The sequence below is a fragment of the Botryobacter ruber genome (assembly GCF_003347595.2).
GTDB lineage: Bacteria > Bacteroidota > Bacteroidia > Cytophagales > Hymenobacteraceae > Pontibacter > Pontibacter ruber_A.
The window spans coordinates 25,022-41,397 of sequence record NZ_QCZK02000010.1; the positions used below are offsets into that span (position 1 = coordinate 25,022).

9 protein-coding genes are annotated in these 16,376 nt (G+C 51.4%); 4 read left to right on the plus strand and 5 right to left on the minus strand.

What is annotated here, in order from left to right:
- The first annotated feature begins 11 nt into the window (after positions 1 to 11).
- The 4 genes from DCW36_RS01635 to DCW36_RS01650 all read left to right on the plus strand — a co-directional run bounded on the left by DCW36_RS01635 (position 12) and on the right by DCW36_RS01650 (position 6,400).
- Entirely contained in the window at positions 12 to 1,481 is a 1,470-nt protein-coding gene (locus tag DCW36_RS01635; protein ID WP_114781761.1) for a sodium:solute symporter, read from the plus strand.
- Between the two features lie 523 nt (positions 1,482 to 2,004).
- Complete coding sequence (locus DCW36_RS01640) at positions 2,005 to 3,819, plus strand: ABC transporter ATP-binding protein (protein ID WP_114781762.1); 1,815 nt, start codon at positions 2,005 to 2,007, stop codon at positions 3,817 to 3,819.
- Positions 3,820 to 4,289: 470 nt separating this feature from the next.
- Positions 4,290 to 5,156, plus strand: coding sequence for a DUF2911 domain-containing protein (locus DCW36_RS01645; protein WP_114781763.1), 867 nt, complete (start codon positions 4,290 to 4,292; stop codon positions 5,154 to 5,156).
- A 308-nt stretch (positions 5,157 to 5,464) separates the two neighbouring features.
- Positions 5,465 to 6,400, plus strand: coding sequence for a class I SAM-dependent methyltransferase (locus DCW36_RS01650; protein WP_114781764.1), 936 nt, complete (start codon positions 5,465 to 5,467; stop codon positions 6,398 to 6,400).
- Positions 6,401 to 6,448: 48 nt separating this feature from the next.
- Here DCW36_RS01650 and DCW36_RS01655 read toward each other — a convergent pair whose 3' ends face one another.
- From DCW36_RS01655 to DCW36_RS01675, 5 genes are all read right to left on the minus strand, one after another.
- Complete coding sequence (locus DCW36_RS01655; protein ID WP_114781765.1) at positions 6,449 to 7,696, minus strand: glutamate-5-semialdehyde dehydrogenase; 1,248 nt, start codon at positions 7,694 to 7,696, stop codon at positions 6,449 to 6,451.
- Between the two features lie 2 nt (positions 7,697 to 7,698).
- Positions 7,699 to 8,787 carry a glutamate 5-kinase gene (proB, locus tag DCW36_RS01660; protein WP_114781766.1) on the minus strand — a complete coding sequence of 363 codons (1,089 nt, stop codon included), beginning with the start codon at positions 8,785 to 8,787 and terminating at the stop codon, positions 7,699 to 7,701.
- A gap of 701 nt (positions 8,788 to 9,488) precedes the next feature.
- Complete coding sequence (locus DCW36_RS01665; RefSeq protein WP_114781767.1) at positions 9,489 to 12,344, minus strand: glycoside hydrolase family 2 protein; 2,856 nt, start codon at positions 12,342 to 12,344, stop codon at positions 9,489 to 9,491.
- A gap of 214 nt (positions 12,345 to 12,558) precedes the next feature.
- On the minus strand, positions 12,559 to 13,950 hold the full coding sequence (locus DCW36_RS01670) for a TolB-like translocation protein (protein WP_240676005.1): 1,392 nt from the start codon (positions 13,948 to 13,950) through the stop codon (positions 12,559 to 12,561).
- Positions 13,951 to 14,308: 358 nt separating this feature from the next.
- Positions 14,309 to 16,081, minus strand: coding sequence for a rhamnogalacturonan lyase family protein (locus DCW36_RS01675; RefSeq protein ID WP_114781768.1), 1,773 nt, complete (start codon positions 16,079 to 16,081; stop codon positions 14,309 to 14,311).
- Positions 16,082 to 16,376 lie beyond the last annotated feature (295 nt).

Below are 16,376 nucleotides of genomic sequence, written 5' to 3' on the forward strand. Positions count from 1 at the left end.
CGCCTTTTCCTATGTCTCCAAACCTGATTATCGGCTTAATATTCGCCTACTTTCTTGTTCTTATCTTCATCTCCTACCTGACCAGCCGAAGGTCCGACTCCGATACGTTCTTTCTGGCAAACCGGCAGTCGCCTTGGTACGTGGTGGCGTTTGGGATGATTGGTACAGCGCTGTCGGGGGTGACGTTTATTTCGATTCCGGGCATGGTGGCGAAGGCGCAGTTTTCGTACCTGCAGCTGGTGCTGGGCAACCTGCTGGGCTATTTCGTGATTGCGACTATTCTCATGCCGCTGTATTACCGCCTCAACCTGGTTTCGATTTACACCTACCTGGAGCAGCGCTTTGGCTTCTGGTCTTATAAAACCGGGGCTGCTTTTTTCCTGCTTTCCCGCACGCTGGGCGCCTCCATCCGGCTGTTCCTGGTGGCAGGTGTGCTGCAACTGGCGGTGTTCGACGACCTGGGCATTCCGTTTACCGTTTCGGTGATCATTACCATCATGCTTATCTGGGTATACACCTTCCGGGGCGGCATGAAAACCATCATCTGGACCGACACCTTCCAGACCACGGCCATGCTGGTGGCTGTCATTACAAGTATCCTGCTCATTTCCGAAGACCTGAACCTGTCTTTCCAGAACATGATCACTACGGTATCGGAGAGCAAATATTCGCAGGTGTTTTTCTGGGACTACAAAGACAGCAAGTTTTTCCTGAAGCAGTTCTTCTCCGGCGCTTTTATTGCCATTGTGATGATCGGGCTGGACCAGGATATGATGCAGAAAAACCTGACCTGCAAAAACCTGGGCGAAGCGCAGAAAAACATGTTTTCGTTCAGCCTCATCCTGCTGCTGGTAAACATCCTGTTCCTGTCGCTGGGGGCGCTGCTCTACATTTATGCCGACCAGCAGGGCATTGGCCTGCCTGAGCGCGGCGACGATGTGTTCCCGTTCCTGGCCCTGAAGCACTTCTCTCCTTTCCTGGGTATTGTGTTTATCCTCGGCATCATTGCCATTACCTACGCCTCCGCCGACTCCGCCCTCACAGCGCTTACCACCTCGTTCTGCGTCGATTTTCTTAACTTCCGCGACATGCCCGAGCAGCAGCGCATCCATACGCGTTATGTGGTGCACTTTGGTATTTCCGTGGTAATGGTGCTGGTGATCATTGTGTTCCAGATACTCAACAACCAGAGCGTGGTAAATGCGGTGTTCACCGTGGCCGGTTATACCTATGGCCCGCTGCTGGGGCTGTACGCGTTCGGGCTGTACACCAAACGCGCCGTCCGCGACCGGTTTGTGCCGGCCGTCTGCCTGGCGGCTCCCCTCCTGACCTACATCATCAGCTACAACTCCATCGAGTGGTTTTATGGCTACGAGTTCGGTTTTGAAGTGCTCATCCTGAACGGCTTCCTGACTTTTACCGGGCTGATGGCCATCTCTTTGCCTGCTTCCGGCTCCGAACTGGCCCAGGAAGAGCAGTAAAGCGTTTGCTGCCATCGGGCGGAGCAGCAGCGGCTGTGGTGGCAGGTGCAGATGAATTCTTGTCTGAATTTGGATTCGTCAGATTTCTGGATTAATCAGATTGTATTTTAATTATCCTATAACAGAAAATTTATCTGCTTAAGCGCAGGAACCTATTCCTTTGGGTTAACTTCTGTTCTCATCATTAATTGTTTACCAGAAGCTATAGGAGCATCTACAGTACCATAACAAGGTTGTTGGTTTAAAAATCTGATTAATCCAGAAATCTGACGAATCCAAATTCAGATAAACAGCAGCAGCGGCTATGGTGGCAGCTGCAGTAGATTTCCTTTCCCTTTTCCTGGCTGCTGCAAAACAATCTGCGCCGGCATTTCCTGATAATTATCAGCAGAATAGTTAACTTTGTAAGATTTTGCGGACCTGTGGCATTATTCAGCAGCCTTGTTTGTTACAATTTAGCTGCTGCTGCAGCTCCATAAGCTAATGCAGCTTTACAAAGCACTCATTATTATCTATTCTATTAATGGCTAGACGCGGATTCGGACCAAACAGACCAGAAGGAGAGAAAGGCAAACGTATTACGAAAGAGAGTTTTAAGCGTGGGCTCCGGGTGTTTCGCTACGTACTTCCTTACAAGTACAAGTTTATCATCGGTCTTATTTTCTTAACCTTTTCCAGCCTCACGTTTATGGGTTTCCCGTACCTGGTTGGAAAACTTTTCGACACCTCCGCCAGCGACAGTGCCCGGGCGTTCGAAAACATCAACATGATTTCGCTGGGCTTGTTCGGCATTATGGTGCTGCAGGGCATCTTCTCCTTTTTCAGGGTTTACTTTTTTGCACAGGTGAGCGAGAACGCCGTCGCCGACATCCGCCGCGACCTCTACAGCAAGTTTATGATGCTGCCCATCTCCTTTTTTGAGAAACGGCGGGTAGGCGAGATTACCAGCCGCATCACCACCGATGTGGCGCAGGTACAGGATGCGATGTCCATCACCTTAGCTGAGCTTTTCAGGCAGGTGATGACGCTGGTGGTAGGCATCGCCATTATCATGTGGACCTCCATAGAACTGTCGCTGTTTATGCTGGCAACTTTCCCGGTACTGGTGGGGCTGGCCTTTGTGTTTGGCAAGAAGATCAAGACCTTGTCTAAAAAGACACAGGACGAGCTGGCGCAGACCAACATCATTGTAGAAGAAACGCTGCAGGCCATTAACACCGTAAAGGCCTTTACGAACGAACTATATGAAGTTGCCCGCTACAGGACCACCCTGGGCAGAGCTGTAAAAACCGCGTTATTTGCCTCCTACTACCGCGGCGCTTTCATTTCCTTTATCATCATCGGGCTGTTTGGCGGTATTATTTTAGTGATCTGGTATGGCGCTACGCTGGTAGCTTCCGGAAGCATTGCGCAAGGCGACCTGGTTTCGTTTGTACTGTATACTGTATTTATTGGTGCCTCTGTAGGTGGTCTGGGAGATTTGTACGGTAAGGTGCAGTCGTCACTGGGGGCCACGGAACGCATCCTGGAAATTCTGCAGGAACAGGAAGAGCCGACGGATAAAAGACTCTCAGCACCAGCGGATGCCACCAGGCTGCAGGGCGAGATCACCTATAACCGCGTTGCCTTCTCCTACCCTACCCGCCCCGACATACAGGTGCTCCGCGACATGACCTTCGGCATCAGGCCAGGCGAAAAAGTAGCGCTGGTAGGCCCGAGTGGGGCCGGTAAATCGACGATCGTGCAGCTGCTCATGCGCTTTTACGATGTAAGTGCCGGCGGCATTACCGTAGACGGGCAGGATATCCGCCAAATGGACCTGACCACGCTGCGCAGCAATATCGGTATTGTACCCCAGGAAGTACTGCTCTTTGGCGGCAGCATCCGCGAAAACATTGCCTACGGCAAAACAGGCGCTACAGAAGCTGAAATAATCACAGCAGCTAAAAAAGCCAATGCGTACCAGTTTATTCAATCCTTCCCCGAGGGGCTGGACACGCTGGTGGGCGAACGCGGCATCAAGCTATCCGGTGGTCAGCGCCAACGCATCGCCATTGCCCGCGCCATCCTGAAAAACCCTGCTATCCTGGTGCTCGACGAAGCCACCAGCGCCCTGGACTCCGAATCGGAGCAACTTGTACAACAGGCCATGGACGAGCTGATGCAAAACCGCACCACCATCGTGATTGCCCACCGCCTGGCCACCATCCGCAAAGTCGACAAGATCCTGGTAATAGACGGCGGCGAGATTGTGGAGCAAGGTTCGCACGAAGAACTTTCTTTGAACGACAACGGCATTTACGCCAACCTCCTGAAGCTGCAGTTCGAGCTTAGTTAGTTATTGGTTATTGGGGAGGGCTTTGAAGTTTGAGAGTTTGAGAGTTTAGGAGTTAGAGAGTTTAGGAGTTAGAGAGTTTGGGAGGTAGAGAGGTAGAAATTTTGTAGGGGTTGAACACTTTCAACCCTATAATAGAAAATTAGAAAGGTTGAGGATACGGCTGTAGAGACGCGATGCTCGCGTCTCCTGCACGAATTACAGGCAAATCTAATCAATCCTGTTATTCCTTAAATCTTCTTAATCTTGTTCAGACAGATTATTCAGACAAACCGAATCCTGAAAATTCTAAAATTCTGTAAATCCTGATTCAGACAAAAAATCCTGTTAATCCCATTAATCTGACGAATCCTAATTCAGACAAAAACCAAACATAAAATCATAGAAATCATTTAAATCACAAAAATCAACGGTTCAGACAAATTTTGTAAATTACCCTCTGAATAACGCTTTACTTTAAAACAGAAAACTACATGAAAAAGAAAATTATTGGCTTTGTATTAGCGGCAGCCCTGATGCTGGGCGGCGGAGCTGCCCAGGCCCAGTTGGCTACGCCTGCAGCGAGTCCTGCTGCTTCTGTAACCCAGAAAGTTGGCCTTACCGATGTTTCCGTAGCCTATTCGCGTCCGTCGCTTAAAGGACGTACCTTGGGCGCCGACCTGGCGCCTTATGGCAAACTCTGGCGTACGGGAGCCAACGCCTCCACCAAAATCAAATTCAGCGACGATGTAACCATCCAGGGCAACAAAATACCTGCCGGCGAGTATGCGCTGTACACCATCCCGGGCGAAAACGAATGGACCATCATCCTCCACAAAAACACCAAGTACTGGGGCGACGGCGGCAAAGATTATGACAAGTCGGAAGAACTGGCGCGCTTCAATGTAAAAGCAGAGAAGAACCCGCGCAAAATCGAGTCCTTCACCATTCTCTTCTCCAACCTTAAAAACAATGCAGCCGATGTGGAGCTACTGTGGGGCAATGCCATTGCTGCTTTCACCATTCAGACAGATGTTGATGCCAAGGTGATGGCGCAGATACAGGAGAAGGTGATCAACGGCACAAACGTAACACCGGGCATGTATGCGGCTGCGGCTTCGTATTACCTGGACGCCAACAAAGACCTGAAGCAGGCAGCGGAGTGGATCAAGAAAGCCAACGAGGCTGAACCACGCTTTTACTGGATGCACACCCAGGCCAAAATCCAGGCACAGCTGAAGAATTATAAAGAAGCCGTAAAAACTGCCGAAAAGTCGATAGAACTGGCTAAAAAAGAAAACAACGACGATTATGTGCGTATGAATGAAAAGGCGATAGCCGAGTGGAAGAAAATGAAATAACGCACAACCGCATTTAACATTCTGAAGCCTCTGCTATGCCAGGGGCTTCTTTTTTTACCGATGTTACGCATAAAATAAAACTGTAGGAAAAGTCTCAAGAGTACTGCTGGTGCGAGCTTGTAGCTCGTACCTAATATCACCAAGAGTAATTTACTACCTACGTGGTATTTCAGTATGAGCTACAAGCTCGCACCAGCGAAAAAGGTCTATTATAAAGTAGTTTCTGTTTCCCCTATAAGATGCCCTTCAAAGGGAACAGAATACCTTCTGCTTAGCATGAGTTTATTTACATTAACGCAACGTATCAATTGGAAGACGACAACGAAAAGAAACATTCGGAAGAGCATTTAGGCCCCGCCCGCGATTTCTGGTGGAACGAGGACTACCTGGAGCTGCTGGCCAACCGCCTGCACATTCCCTACATCCATACGCTGGTGGATATTGGTTGCGGCAAAGGCATGATGGGCTTTAAGTTCTCCAAATACATGCCCGATGGCGCCACCGTGTATGGAGTTGATTACGAGCCGGGCTACATAGAGGAGGCAAGGCAGCGGGCGCACTCTCTTTACGGGCACAACGAGATTAACTACATCTTTAAAGTTGGCAACGCCACCGACATCCCGCTTCCGGATGCCACAGCCGACCTGACGCTGTGCCAGACGCTGCTGATCCACGTGAAAAACCCGCAGCGCGTGATTGAGGAGATGATACGCGTAACCAAACCCGGCGGTTGGATTCTGGCGCTGGAGCCCAACAACCTGGTGCCCAACCTCATGTTCGACCGCTACGGCGAGACTGATTTTGATGTGGAGAGCACGCTGGAAGTGCTGGAGATAAAACTGCGGATTGAGAAAGGCAAAAAAGTGCTGGGCGAAGGCTTTAACTCGCTGGGCGACGTTATTCCGGACCTGTTCCTGAAGGCCGGTCTCCGCGATACAAAAGTGTGGATATCAGACAAAGCACTTTCCATCATCCCGCCTTATGATTCTGAGGAAACTATGCTGCGCGTGGAGCAGATGCTGCACTGGATTGAATCGGATGCCATGGGCTACCACTACCAGGACAACCTCAACTACTTTATGGCTGGTGGCGGCACCAAAGAGAAATTCGATGCTTACTGGCAAAAGCTCCTCTACAACAAGATCAGCCTGAAACAGCGCCTGCTGAAGGGAGAATATATTTCGGCGGGCGGCAGCCTTGTGTATATCGTGGCAGGACGCAAACCCCGGCCCTCGGAACTGTAGGCGGATTTACCGGTGCAGCACATTATAAATGTACTGCACCGGCAGTCACTATTGCCTTACCTGTCCGCTACCTCTTACTACCCACTTATAGCTCGTCAGTTCTTCCAGCCCCATCGGGCCGCGGGCGTGCAGCTTTTGCGTGCTGATGCCGATTTCAGCGCCTAAGCCAAACTGGGCTCCGTCGGTGAAGGCCGTTGAGGCATTGGCATAAACCGCTGCAGCATCTACTGCATTCAGGAACGTTTCGATGTGCTCCGGGTTTTCCGAAACGATGGCTTCGCTGTGCTTCGAGCTGTAAGTGGCGATATGCTCCAGCGCCTCTTCCAGGTTACGTACCGTTTTGATAGCCATGCGCAGGGCCAGGAATTCCGTTCCGAAATGCTCTTCCAAAGCAGGCTTCAGCAGGTCCTCCGGATAGTTTCCTTTCAGCGCTTCGTAGGCCGGTGCATCCGCAAAAATCTCTACACCAGCCTCTGCCAACGGTGCTGCCAAGGCAGGCAGGTCAGTCAGGCGAGCTTCGTGCAGGAGCAGGCAATCCAGGGCATTGCACACGCTCACGCGGCGGGTTTTGGCGTTGTTAACGATGGCTTTGCCTTTTTCCAGGTCAGCAGATTCGTCGAAATAGGTATGCACGATGCCGGCGCCTGTTTCTATTACAGGCACTTTCGCATTTTGGCGCACATAGTTGATCAGGCCCTGGCTTCCTCTCGGAATCAGCACATCCACATACCCAACGGCATTGAGCAACGCTTCCGTCGCTTCACGGTCGGGTGGCAGCAAGGCAGCTACATTCGGATCAATGTTATGCTTCTTCAGGACATCGTGTATCACGGAAATAATGGCTTGATTGGAAAAAGCCGCATCGCTCCCACCTTTCAGTACACTGGCGTTGCCGGTTTTGAGGCACAGCGAAAACACGTCGAACGTCACGTTCGGACGGGCTTCGTAAATAACACCCACCACGCCCAGTGGCACCCTTATTTTGGTTACGTCCAACCCGTTTGGCAGCTCCTTGTGCAGCAGCTCCTCCCCCAACGGCGAGGTCAGGCCAGCTACGTTTTCCATGTCGCCGGCGATGTCACGGATGCGGGCTTCGGTCAGCTTCAGGCGGTCGTATTTGGGGTCCTGCGGGTCCATGCGGTCCAGGTCTTTCTGGTTCTCGGCCAACAGGTATTCTGTCTGTTCAATGGCCGCTGCCGCCACAGCCTTTAAAACGGCATCAACGGTGGCAGGCTTTAGCAAGGCAAGCTTGCGGCTTGCTTTCAGGGTATCTTCAAACAGGTTTTTTAAGTCCATGTTCAGTCAATTTCAGGGTTTAAAAACAGGTAATCGTAATGCACCAGCACTTTCTCGTTCTTCTTGCCGATGCGCTCCTGTGCTTTTTCGGAGCTGTATTCGGCGATGCCCAGCCCCAGCAGCTTCTTCCGCTCATCCACAATCCGGATGATGTCGCCTTTCTGGAAGTTTCCTTCGATGCCAATCACCCCCACCGGCAGCAGGCTGGTGGCTTTGGGGGAGGTAAGTGCGGCGCAGGCGCCATCGTTTACCTGCACCACGCCACTGGCGTAGCTCCCGGAATGGGCAATCCATTTCTTTTTGCCCGAAGCATTTTTCTTTGGCTGAAATCGTGTGTTTACCACGTCTTCCTCCAGCAGTCGCGGCAAAATGTTGTCGGTTTTGCCATTGGCAATGTGCACTGTTATGCCCAGTTGCGCCACCTTGTGCGCCATGTGGCATTTGGTGATCATGCCGCCCCGACCAAACTGCGAGCGTTGCGTGGTCACGAACGAAGAGAAACCGGTGGCACTCGGTTCAATCTCCCGGATAACTTCAGAGCTGCTGTCTTTGGGGTCTCCGTTGTAGATGCCGTCTACGTTCGACAGGATGATGAGCGCATCGGCATTTAACATGGAGGCGATGAGCCCCGCCAGTTCGTCGTTATCGGTGAACATGAGTTCGGTAACCGAAATCACGTCGTTCTCATTCACAATCGGGATGATGTTGTTCTGCAGCAGCACATGAAAACAGTTTTTCATGTTCAGGTAGTGCAGCCGGTCGCGGAAATCGTCTTTCGTTACCAACACCTGCGCACACACCAGGTCCTGCTTCCCGAAAAATTCGGAATAGGTGTTAATCAGCTTCACCTGTCCCACGGCCGCCAGCAGCTGCCGACTGGCTACTGCATCGAACTTCTCCGAAACGTTCACCATACTTCGTCCCGCCGCCACGGCCCCCGACGACACCAGCACCACCTCTTTGCCCTGCTTTTTGATGCGGGCAATCTGGTCTGTCAGGTGCTCGATCCGGGCTAGGTCGGGCAGGCCGTTGGCCTGCGTAAGCACGTTGGAGCCGATTTTTATTACTATTTTTTTATAAGATAAGGCCATGACCTGTGTCTGTAAAGGCTGCAAGTTAAGGCATTTTTTTTTATTGTCTGAACCGTTGATGGTAGGATGAAATGATGCATGTGATTTTGAACTGTTGATGATAGGATTAAATGATTTTTTGTGATTTTAAATTAGCTTTTTTTCTGAATCAGAATTTGCAGGAGTTAAGAACTGACGTTACGCAAAAAATTACGAAAGCAGGAGTAGTCCCCCTTTGAAGGGGGTAAGGGGGATGACGTACGTACTGCGAAGAAATTCAGGTTCTACAGCCAGTACAAAAATACTTTGTCCTCGGATGTAAATCATCCCCCTGCCCCCTTCAAAGGGGGACAAAAAACCCCTGCGTAACATCAGTTAAGAAGTTTCAGAATGTATACTGGTTTCTGTAACTCCTGTTCATAACTCTTAGCACACAAACCACAGTTCAGACAACAGCAGAGGGTGTGGTGGCAGGTGCAGTGTAATTTATTCGACTTGCGGAAGCTGAAAGCTTCCAATTATTTATAACCACAAGTTACGCTCCGCTAAACTTGCGGCAGAAAGAGGAGCCGTGGCAATGGTGGCAGGTGCTGTAATGCTTATCTGAATCAGAATAAGCAAACATGAAATCATATGCATCATCTCATCCTACCATCAACGGTCAAAAAAAAGGCCTGTCTGGGGGACAGGCCTTGGGTGATTATTTGGCTTTATTTAGCGGCTTAGAACAGCTCGTCTTTTACAGGACGCTGGAACTGCTCCGGCGTGTCCTTGTCGGATTTTGGCATGCCGAAGTAGAAGTACAGCGTGCGTTTAATCGGGCCATTCACTTTGTTCAGTTCGCCCAGTGGACCCAGGTTACGGGTGTTGGCGCTGATGTTGAGGGCCAGCTTGGTGCCCAGCGGCGGAATATTATCCAGGAACGACACGTTGCCTGCCGGTAATTCAGGGTGCGGTTTGATGCCGGACAAGCCGTAGAAGTCGAAGCGGCGCACGAAGAGGCCGTCTTCCTTGGTGGCTACGGTAAATTTGCCTTCCACGGTGCTAAACTCCATCCAGGCCACATCGGCAAAGTAGCCTTTGAATTCCGGGTAAATCCAGGGGGCGCTGCCGGTGTGGGTGTCGTTGTAGTAGTTTTCCCACACGTTCAGCTCCACGCCCTGCTGCCTGTTTTTCCATACACGGTATGGGCCTCTGCCCTGCCACTTGGAGCTGATGATAAAGTTCTCGGGATAGGTAAACGTGATACCGGTGAAAGGATAATTGCCGTTCAGGTTGTACTCGTACTCCAGGCTCAGCCAGCCGTTGCCGTGCATTTTCCACTTAGCATATTTCATATCGCCACTGTAGCTCACTTCTACTACGTGGCCATCGGCTTCCTTGTAGTTCTTTACACCCGTTACCTTGGCGTTGCCACCTACCAGCACAGGGCCGTTACCGAAGTGCAGCTTGGCACTGCGGCTGTTGGCCAAATCAGTGATATAGCCTTTCTGCTTGTTCAGCTTAACAGTTATTTCGCCACCTTTCATCGAAATGGTAGAATCTGTCTCGGCTACTTCCACCGCTGCTTTATCGTTGAGCACCACGATTCCGTCCAGCAGCTTCTCGTAGGTCTTGGTGTTCCAGGTCCAGGTGTAGAGCAGGTCTTTGTGGTGGTCGTAAGCGGTAAGTTTCAGCAGGTCGTAGTTCTTCCAGTCAGATGGCAGGTTCAGCTTCAGGTTTCCTTTGGTTACAGGTGCTATGTTTGGTCCTGCTCCTGTTCCTTTTTTCTTCACGATATGGCCGGCAAAGGTCTCGCTCGGCTTTCTGTAATCGGCCAGCTCCCAGGAGAAGGTGCACTGGTTCAGGTTGGTGAAGTGGAAGCGGTTCTCAACCGGAATCTCGCCGTTAAAGTTGACAGGAAGCTCTTTCAGGGTGATATGAACCGGTGAATAAATTTCTTTGATGGCAAAGAAGCTGCCTTCTTTTTCGCGGTGTGGGCCCACCAGTCCGTCAGGAGCGTTAACTCTGTTCACGTCGATGATGCCGTTCAGGTCGGTACGTACGATGCCTTCATCCGCCAAATCCCAGAGGAAGCCGCCGGCGCCCAGCTTGTTGTTCCAGTGCAGTTCCCAGAAATCGTAAAGCGAGGTGCCGCCGCCGCCATCGTCCTGGGAGTGCAGGAACTCGGTCGGCATGTAAATGTTTGGTCCTTCCAGCAGGTTTTTGGTACTGTAGTAGTCTTCGTAGTGGTTGCAGTCGATGCCATTAAAGGCATTGCCCGGGCGGTGGTGCGCGTGGATAACAGGACGTTTGGAGAAGTCGTACATGTGGTAATCATCATCCAGGTCGAAGTTGTGGCCGCCTTCGTTGCCGTTGCTCCAGAAGATGATGGACGGGTGGTTGGCGTCGCGCTTCACCATTTCTTCTACCAGCGGGGCACCGGCTTTGGTGCTGTAGGCGTTCTGCCAGCCGGCCAGCTCGTCGAGCACGTAGAGGCCCAGCGAGTCGCAGATTTGCAGGAAGCTTTTATCCGGAGGATAGTGGGAGCAGCGGATGGCGTTCATGTTCATCTCCTTTATCAGCTGCACATCCAGCAGGTCGATGTCACGGTTAACGGTACGCCCTGTTTCGGGCCACCACACGTGGCGGTTCACGCCCTTCATCTTGATTTTGGTGCCGTTCAGGTAAATGCCGTCGCCTTCGCGTATCTCGATGGTGCGGAAGCCGAACTTATCCGACTCCTCGTACACGTTCTTCCGGCCGGACTTGATGTAGGTTTTTACACTGTACAGGTTCGGGGTTTCGGCCGTCCACTGCTGCGGGTTGGCTACGTTTGTTTTCAGGATTACCTCCTTGCCGTTGGCAGAAACAGGTGCTTTGGCAGTTCCCACTACCTTACCGTTCGCGTCGAAAATCTCCGCCACCACCTCGTGCTTCTCCAGCGGGTTTACCAGGTTTACTTTCATGGCAAAAGAGCCGTCTGCTTTGGCATCGATGGCAGTATACTCGATGTGCTGCTTCGGCACCGCCTCCAGGTACACCGGGCGGAAGATGCCGCCGAAAATCCAGTAGTCGGCCAGGCGCTCGGCACTGTTCACGGAGCCGTCTTCCGACATTTTGCTTACCGTCACTTCGAGCAGGTTTTCCTTGCCGTACTCAAGCTTGTCGGCGATGTTGTACTTAAACTGGTAGAAGGCACCCTGGTGGATTGGTCCGGCCAGCTGCCCGTTTACCTTCACCTCAGTATCGGTCATGGAACCTTCAAAGACGATGTACACGTCTTTACCTTTCCAGTCCTTTGGCACCTGGAATTTGTGCTTGTACAGGCCTTTTTCGTCGGCAAAGCGGAAGTTCTTGCCGAAGGTAACGTAGTCGCGGCCGTAGTTGTAGGTGCCGAAGCCTTCCTGTTCCCAGTGCGCCGGCACTTTTATTTTGGTCCACTCGCCGCTCTTGCGTCCGCCGGTCACCATAAAGTCCCACTCCACGTTGGTTCGGTTGTCCTTGCCGGAGAGGTATTTTACTTCTTTTTTTTGCGCAAATCCTGCCATGGTGCAAAGCAGCAGGAAACAGATAGTCAGTTGTTTTTTTAATAACATATTTAAAATATTGACAAAAACGTAACGCTCGTTAAAAGCCGGTTTCTATTAGGTGCTTTTTTCAACACACAAATAGTTGTCTTAAAATTAGCAAGAAATTGGGTTTAATCTGTCCTGCGGTGTCCGGTAAAATGCTTTGCTGCAGCTGCCACCATTGCCTCTGCTCCAGCTCAGGTACAGCAGTCAGGATATTTGTAACGCGGACACCAATTTCTTATTTTTTATAAGTCCGCTTCATCCACTCCTTCGGCACCTCCACCACGCAGATGTTCATGGTTTTGTCATCTTCCGACAGCATCGCCGACTGAATCTGGATTTTGGTGCCGTCGGGGCTGAAGGTGGGGTGCGGGTGGTCCGAAGCGGTTTGTTTGTGGCCGGTGGTGAGCATCATCATCTCGTGGTTATTGCGGTCTATCAGGTACACGCTACGCGAAAAATCGTCGCCTACCGCCCATCTGCCATCGGGTGAGCCGTGTACGTGCCATAACCCGCTGCCACTTTCCGTTTGGCCGGCAATCAACATCTCCCTGGTTCTGAAGTTTACAATGCCCAGCCCTGTTGGTTTCTCGCGTGTGCCTGCCGGTCCCCAGCCCACTTCCTGGCCAGGATTGGCAGGGTCGCTGGTGGTGCTGGCCGTTGCATCTCCAGTGCCTGCGCCTACCTTGCGGTGTCCCATAATGGCGAAGGCCACTTCGTCTTTGGTAATAATAGCCTCGTGCGTTACCCACTCATACGGCGCTTCTGGGTAAAGCGGACGCAGGCCGGTACCGTCTGCCATTACGGTCCAGGTGCGTTGTGGCGACTTGCCGCCTGTCTCCCAGCAGAACACAATTTCGCCCGGCACCCAGGGGTTTGTCTGGATGTGCCCTACCTGAAACGGCACCGATACAACGTGCTTGAACTTACCTGTTTTTACATTCATGGCTGCCAGACCAGACGGTCCTGCTCCCATATTCCGGGGCCCGAAGGTGCCTTCTATTTTCGTATCCTTTGGCAGGTGCCTGGCCGCTTCCTCACGGCCAACCCTGAAGTAGGCCCACTCTTCATCGCCGTCGAGGGCCATGTCGCCCCCGGCACCCATCTCGGGCGGGGTGGTGCCGCACACCCGCTGGTAGGTAGAGGCCGCTTTCATTTTACCGGCTTTGCTGTCGGCAAAAAGTTTGGCCAGGTCGACTTCCACTATTTCTACGGCACGGTTGCCCCTGCGCCTGCCTGGCTCCTGCCCTTCTTCCTGTCCGGACTGGTTTCGCATAAAATATAATTTCATGGAATTGCGGGCAATGTTGAGCATGCCGGTGTAGCCGCCCTCGGTTACCTGCACCATCTCGCCGGTTTTCTCGTTCACCGCCATCGCCTCGCCCCGCACCAGGTTCGACCGGAAGATAAGCCACTGCCCGTCGGATGTCCACTGCGTGTGGGTAGGGTAAATCTTGGAATCGCCATGGGGCTTGCTGGTGAGAAAGATAAGGTCGACACCCGTGACCGGGTCTTTTACCACCTTGCGTTCGGAAGGGAAGCGTTTGCCTATCTGGGCTTGAACCGGCGAAACCAGTGTGGCTGAGACACTGAGCGCTGCGGCCATTATGATGTAGAATTTCTTTTTCATATCTGTTGCTTGACTATTTTCTTTTTTTGAAAAATTGGTTTAATAATAACTATGGCAGAAAAGTCTCCTTTGAAGCTAATCTTGTAGGGAAGAAACGGAATAATAAAATGATTCCTGCCGCCAGTTTGAGCGCAGCGGTAACTGGTGGCTATGTGTGGTGCCAGTTTTCAACTGGCGTAGCTGAATATTCGTGCTTTTGTAACCACGCCAGTTACAAACTGGCCTCATGGACAACCACCAGTTACCGCTGCGCTCAAACTGGCGGTAGAAAATACTATTAAAAAAAATTCATATTTTTATAATACTAATTTATACCTACAGCCCTGCCTTCAAAGGGCGACAAAATTCTTGTTTAACATCAGTAATAAGTATGGTTTACCACCTTGTTCCTCAGGTACTCCAGGCTTTTCTTTGCTTTTTCGCTGTTATCTGCTTGCCGGTAGCCGTAGACTTTCAGGAGGCCGTTTTTGTCCAGCGTAATCACTTCTTCGGCTTTACCGCCCATAAAATCAAACATGTTGTATACCGACTCGCCAAAGTATAATTCTCCTTTCCCGGCATCATTCATCCTGAACTTATACCAGAACAGCTCCTCCTGACCCTTGCCTTTCCAGTCTCCTTTTACAAAAGCGGGGTTGCCTGTGAGCGGGTTGCCGGGCCATTTGGAGAGAAGGTTGCCCTTCGCATCAAACCACTGGACCTGCCCCCACAGGTAGGGTTCCCCGGCGCTTCTGTTCCCGTAGGTTCTGGCGGTTACTGCTATGTGCGGACCCGGAACGCCTTTCAGGAAGTGGCCTGTTTCGATACGTTGCGTGTGCTCGGCCATGTTCTCCCAGATGAGCTCGCCTGTGCGTGCCTTTAGGGCTGCTACGCCCACTTCGCTATGTGCCGCCACTAATTCCACCTGGCCGTCCTGGTCGAGGTCGGCAAAACTATAGGCATCTACGTGGTCGTGGTTATCATAATAGGTGTTAAAGCGGTTCCATAGTTCTTTTCCGTTGGCATTGAGCACCAGCGAACCGGCCACCACCTCGTCTATGCCGTCGTTGTCGATATCGACCGGGTACACATAGTGCCCCAAGTGGTCTTTCTTTCTGGCTTCGGTATGCTTCCAGACCAGTTCCAGGTTGGCGTTATAATTTGCGATGGTGATGGTGCCGCCAATATCGGTAAATACGAGCAGGTTTTCGGGGTAGCCTGGTCCAAACTTAGCCACAGCAATTCTATGATTATAGAAGTTGTGAGGCAGCGGCCTGGTAGTTGGCCATTCGGTTTTCTTTTTGATTTCTCCGGTCCGGCCGTCTGCCGCTACGAGCCACTCCTTGCCATCCACCACACGCCAATGGATGACTTCAGCCAAACCATCCTGGTCGAGGTCCCAGATAACACCCGGAGCTTCATCCTTTTCGCTGTCTGCCGGTGCCTGGTAGTGCCAAAGCGCTTTGCCGTCATGGTCAAAAACATGGGCATTATAATTATCGGTCAGTACCATAAAATCCGTTTTGCCGTCGCCGTTCACATCACCAAACTTAACGGCGCTGGTGGAATCCGGAATGCTGTACTCTTTCAGCACCTGCACCTCTTCGTTTAGCTCGTAAGGGTGTAAGTCTTCTTCCTTAAAGGCTGCATTTTTGGTAAGCACCAGCACATCGAGTACCGGCGCATTCTCGATGCGCATTATCCTGACATTCGCAGTTCCTTTTTCGAGTTCGAATGCGCCTGCTTTTTTGAAAGCCAGTGGACCATTGCCTACATCTTCCGCTATCACCTTGTCGTTAATGGCTATCCTGAAGGTGCTGCTTTTACCTCCCTGGCTTCTGACAAAAAGGTGGTATGTGCCTGCCTCGGCAACAGGTACTTTCAGGGTGTAGTTGGAACGTGTTCCCAGCACCAGCGCTATGTTATTAAACAGCCAGGGCACTTGCAGCGCAGCAGCATCGGTAATGGAATGGCCCCGGGGTATTTCTTCTAAAAAGTCAGAAGCATCCAGCACGATGGTAGTTGGCGCCTTGTTGGGTATGGCTTCCTGTACGGTTGGTTTAGTTTTAGTAGCCGCACCCGAAGGCTGACAACTCATCATCACCGCGCCCAGCATGCCACCCAGTACTATTTTAAAGAATACTTTTTTCATTTTTCTTTTCCTGCCGCTTCAGGCTTGTTTTTTTGCTCCTGTGCAGGTAGCAAGGCGGAGGATCTTCCCCGGTCGCTGTTCCTTTACTTCATTTCCGCTGAAAGATGTTTCAACACGGAGTATACCCCTATCCGCTGCTCCTGCTGTTCGAACTCTAACAAATGATCGTTCTAATTTACAAACAAATCGTTTTAAATATTACCTGATGGTGCACAGCCACAAAAGCACGGATGTGCAGACAATGTTACCACAAATTGCAAGGTAATCTATCCTGTTATATCCTGCTGATGAAACG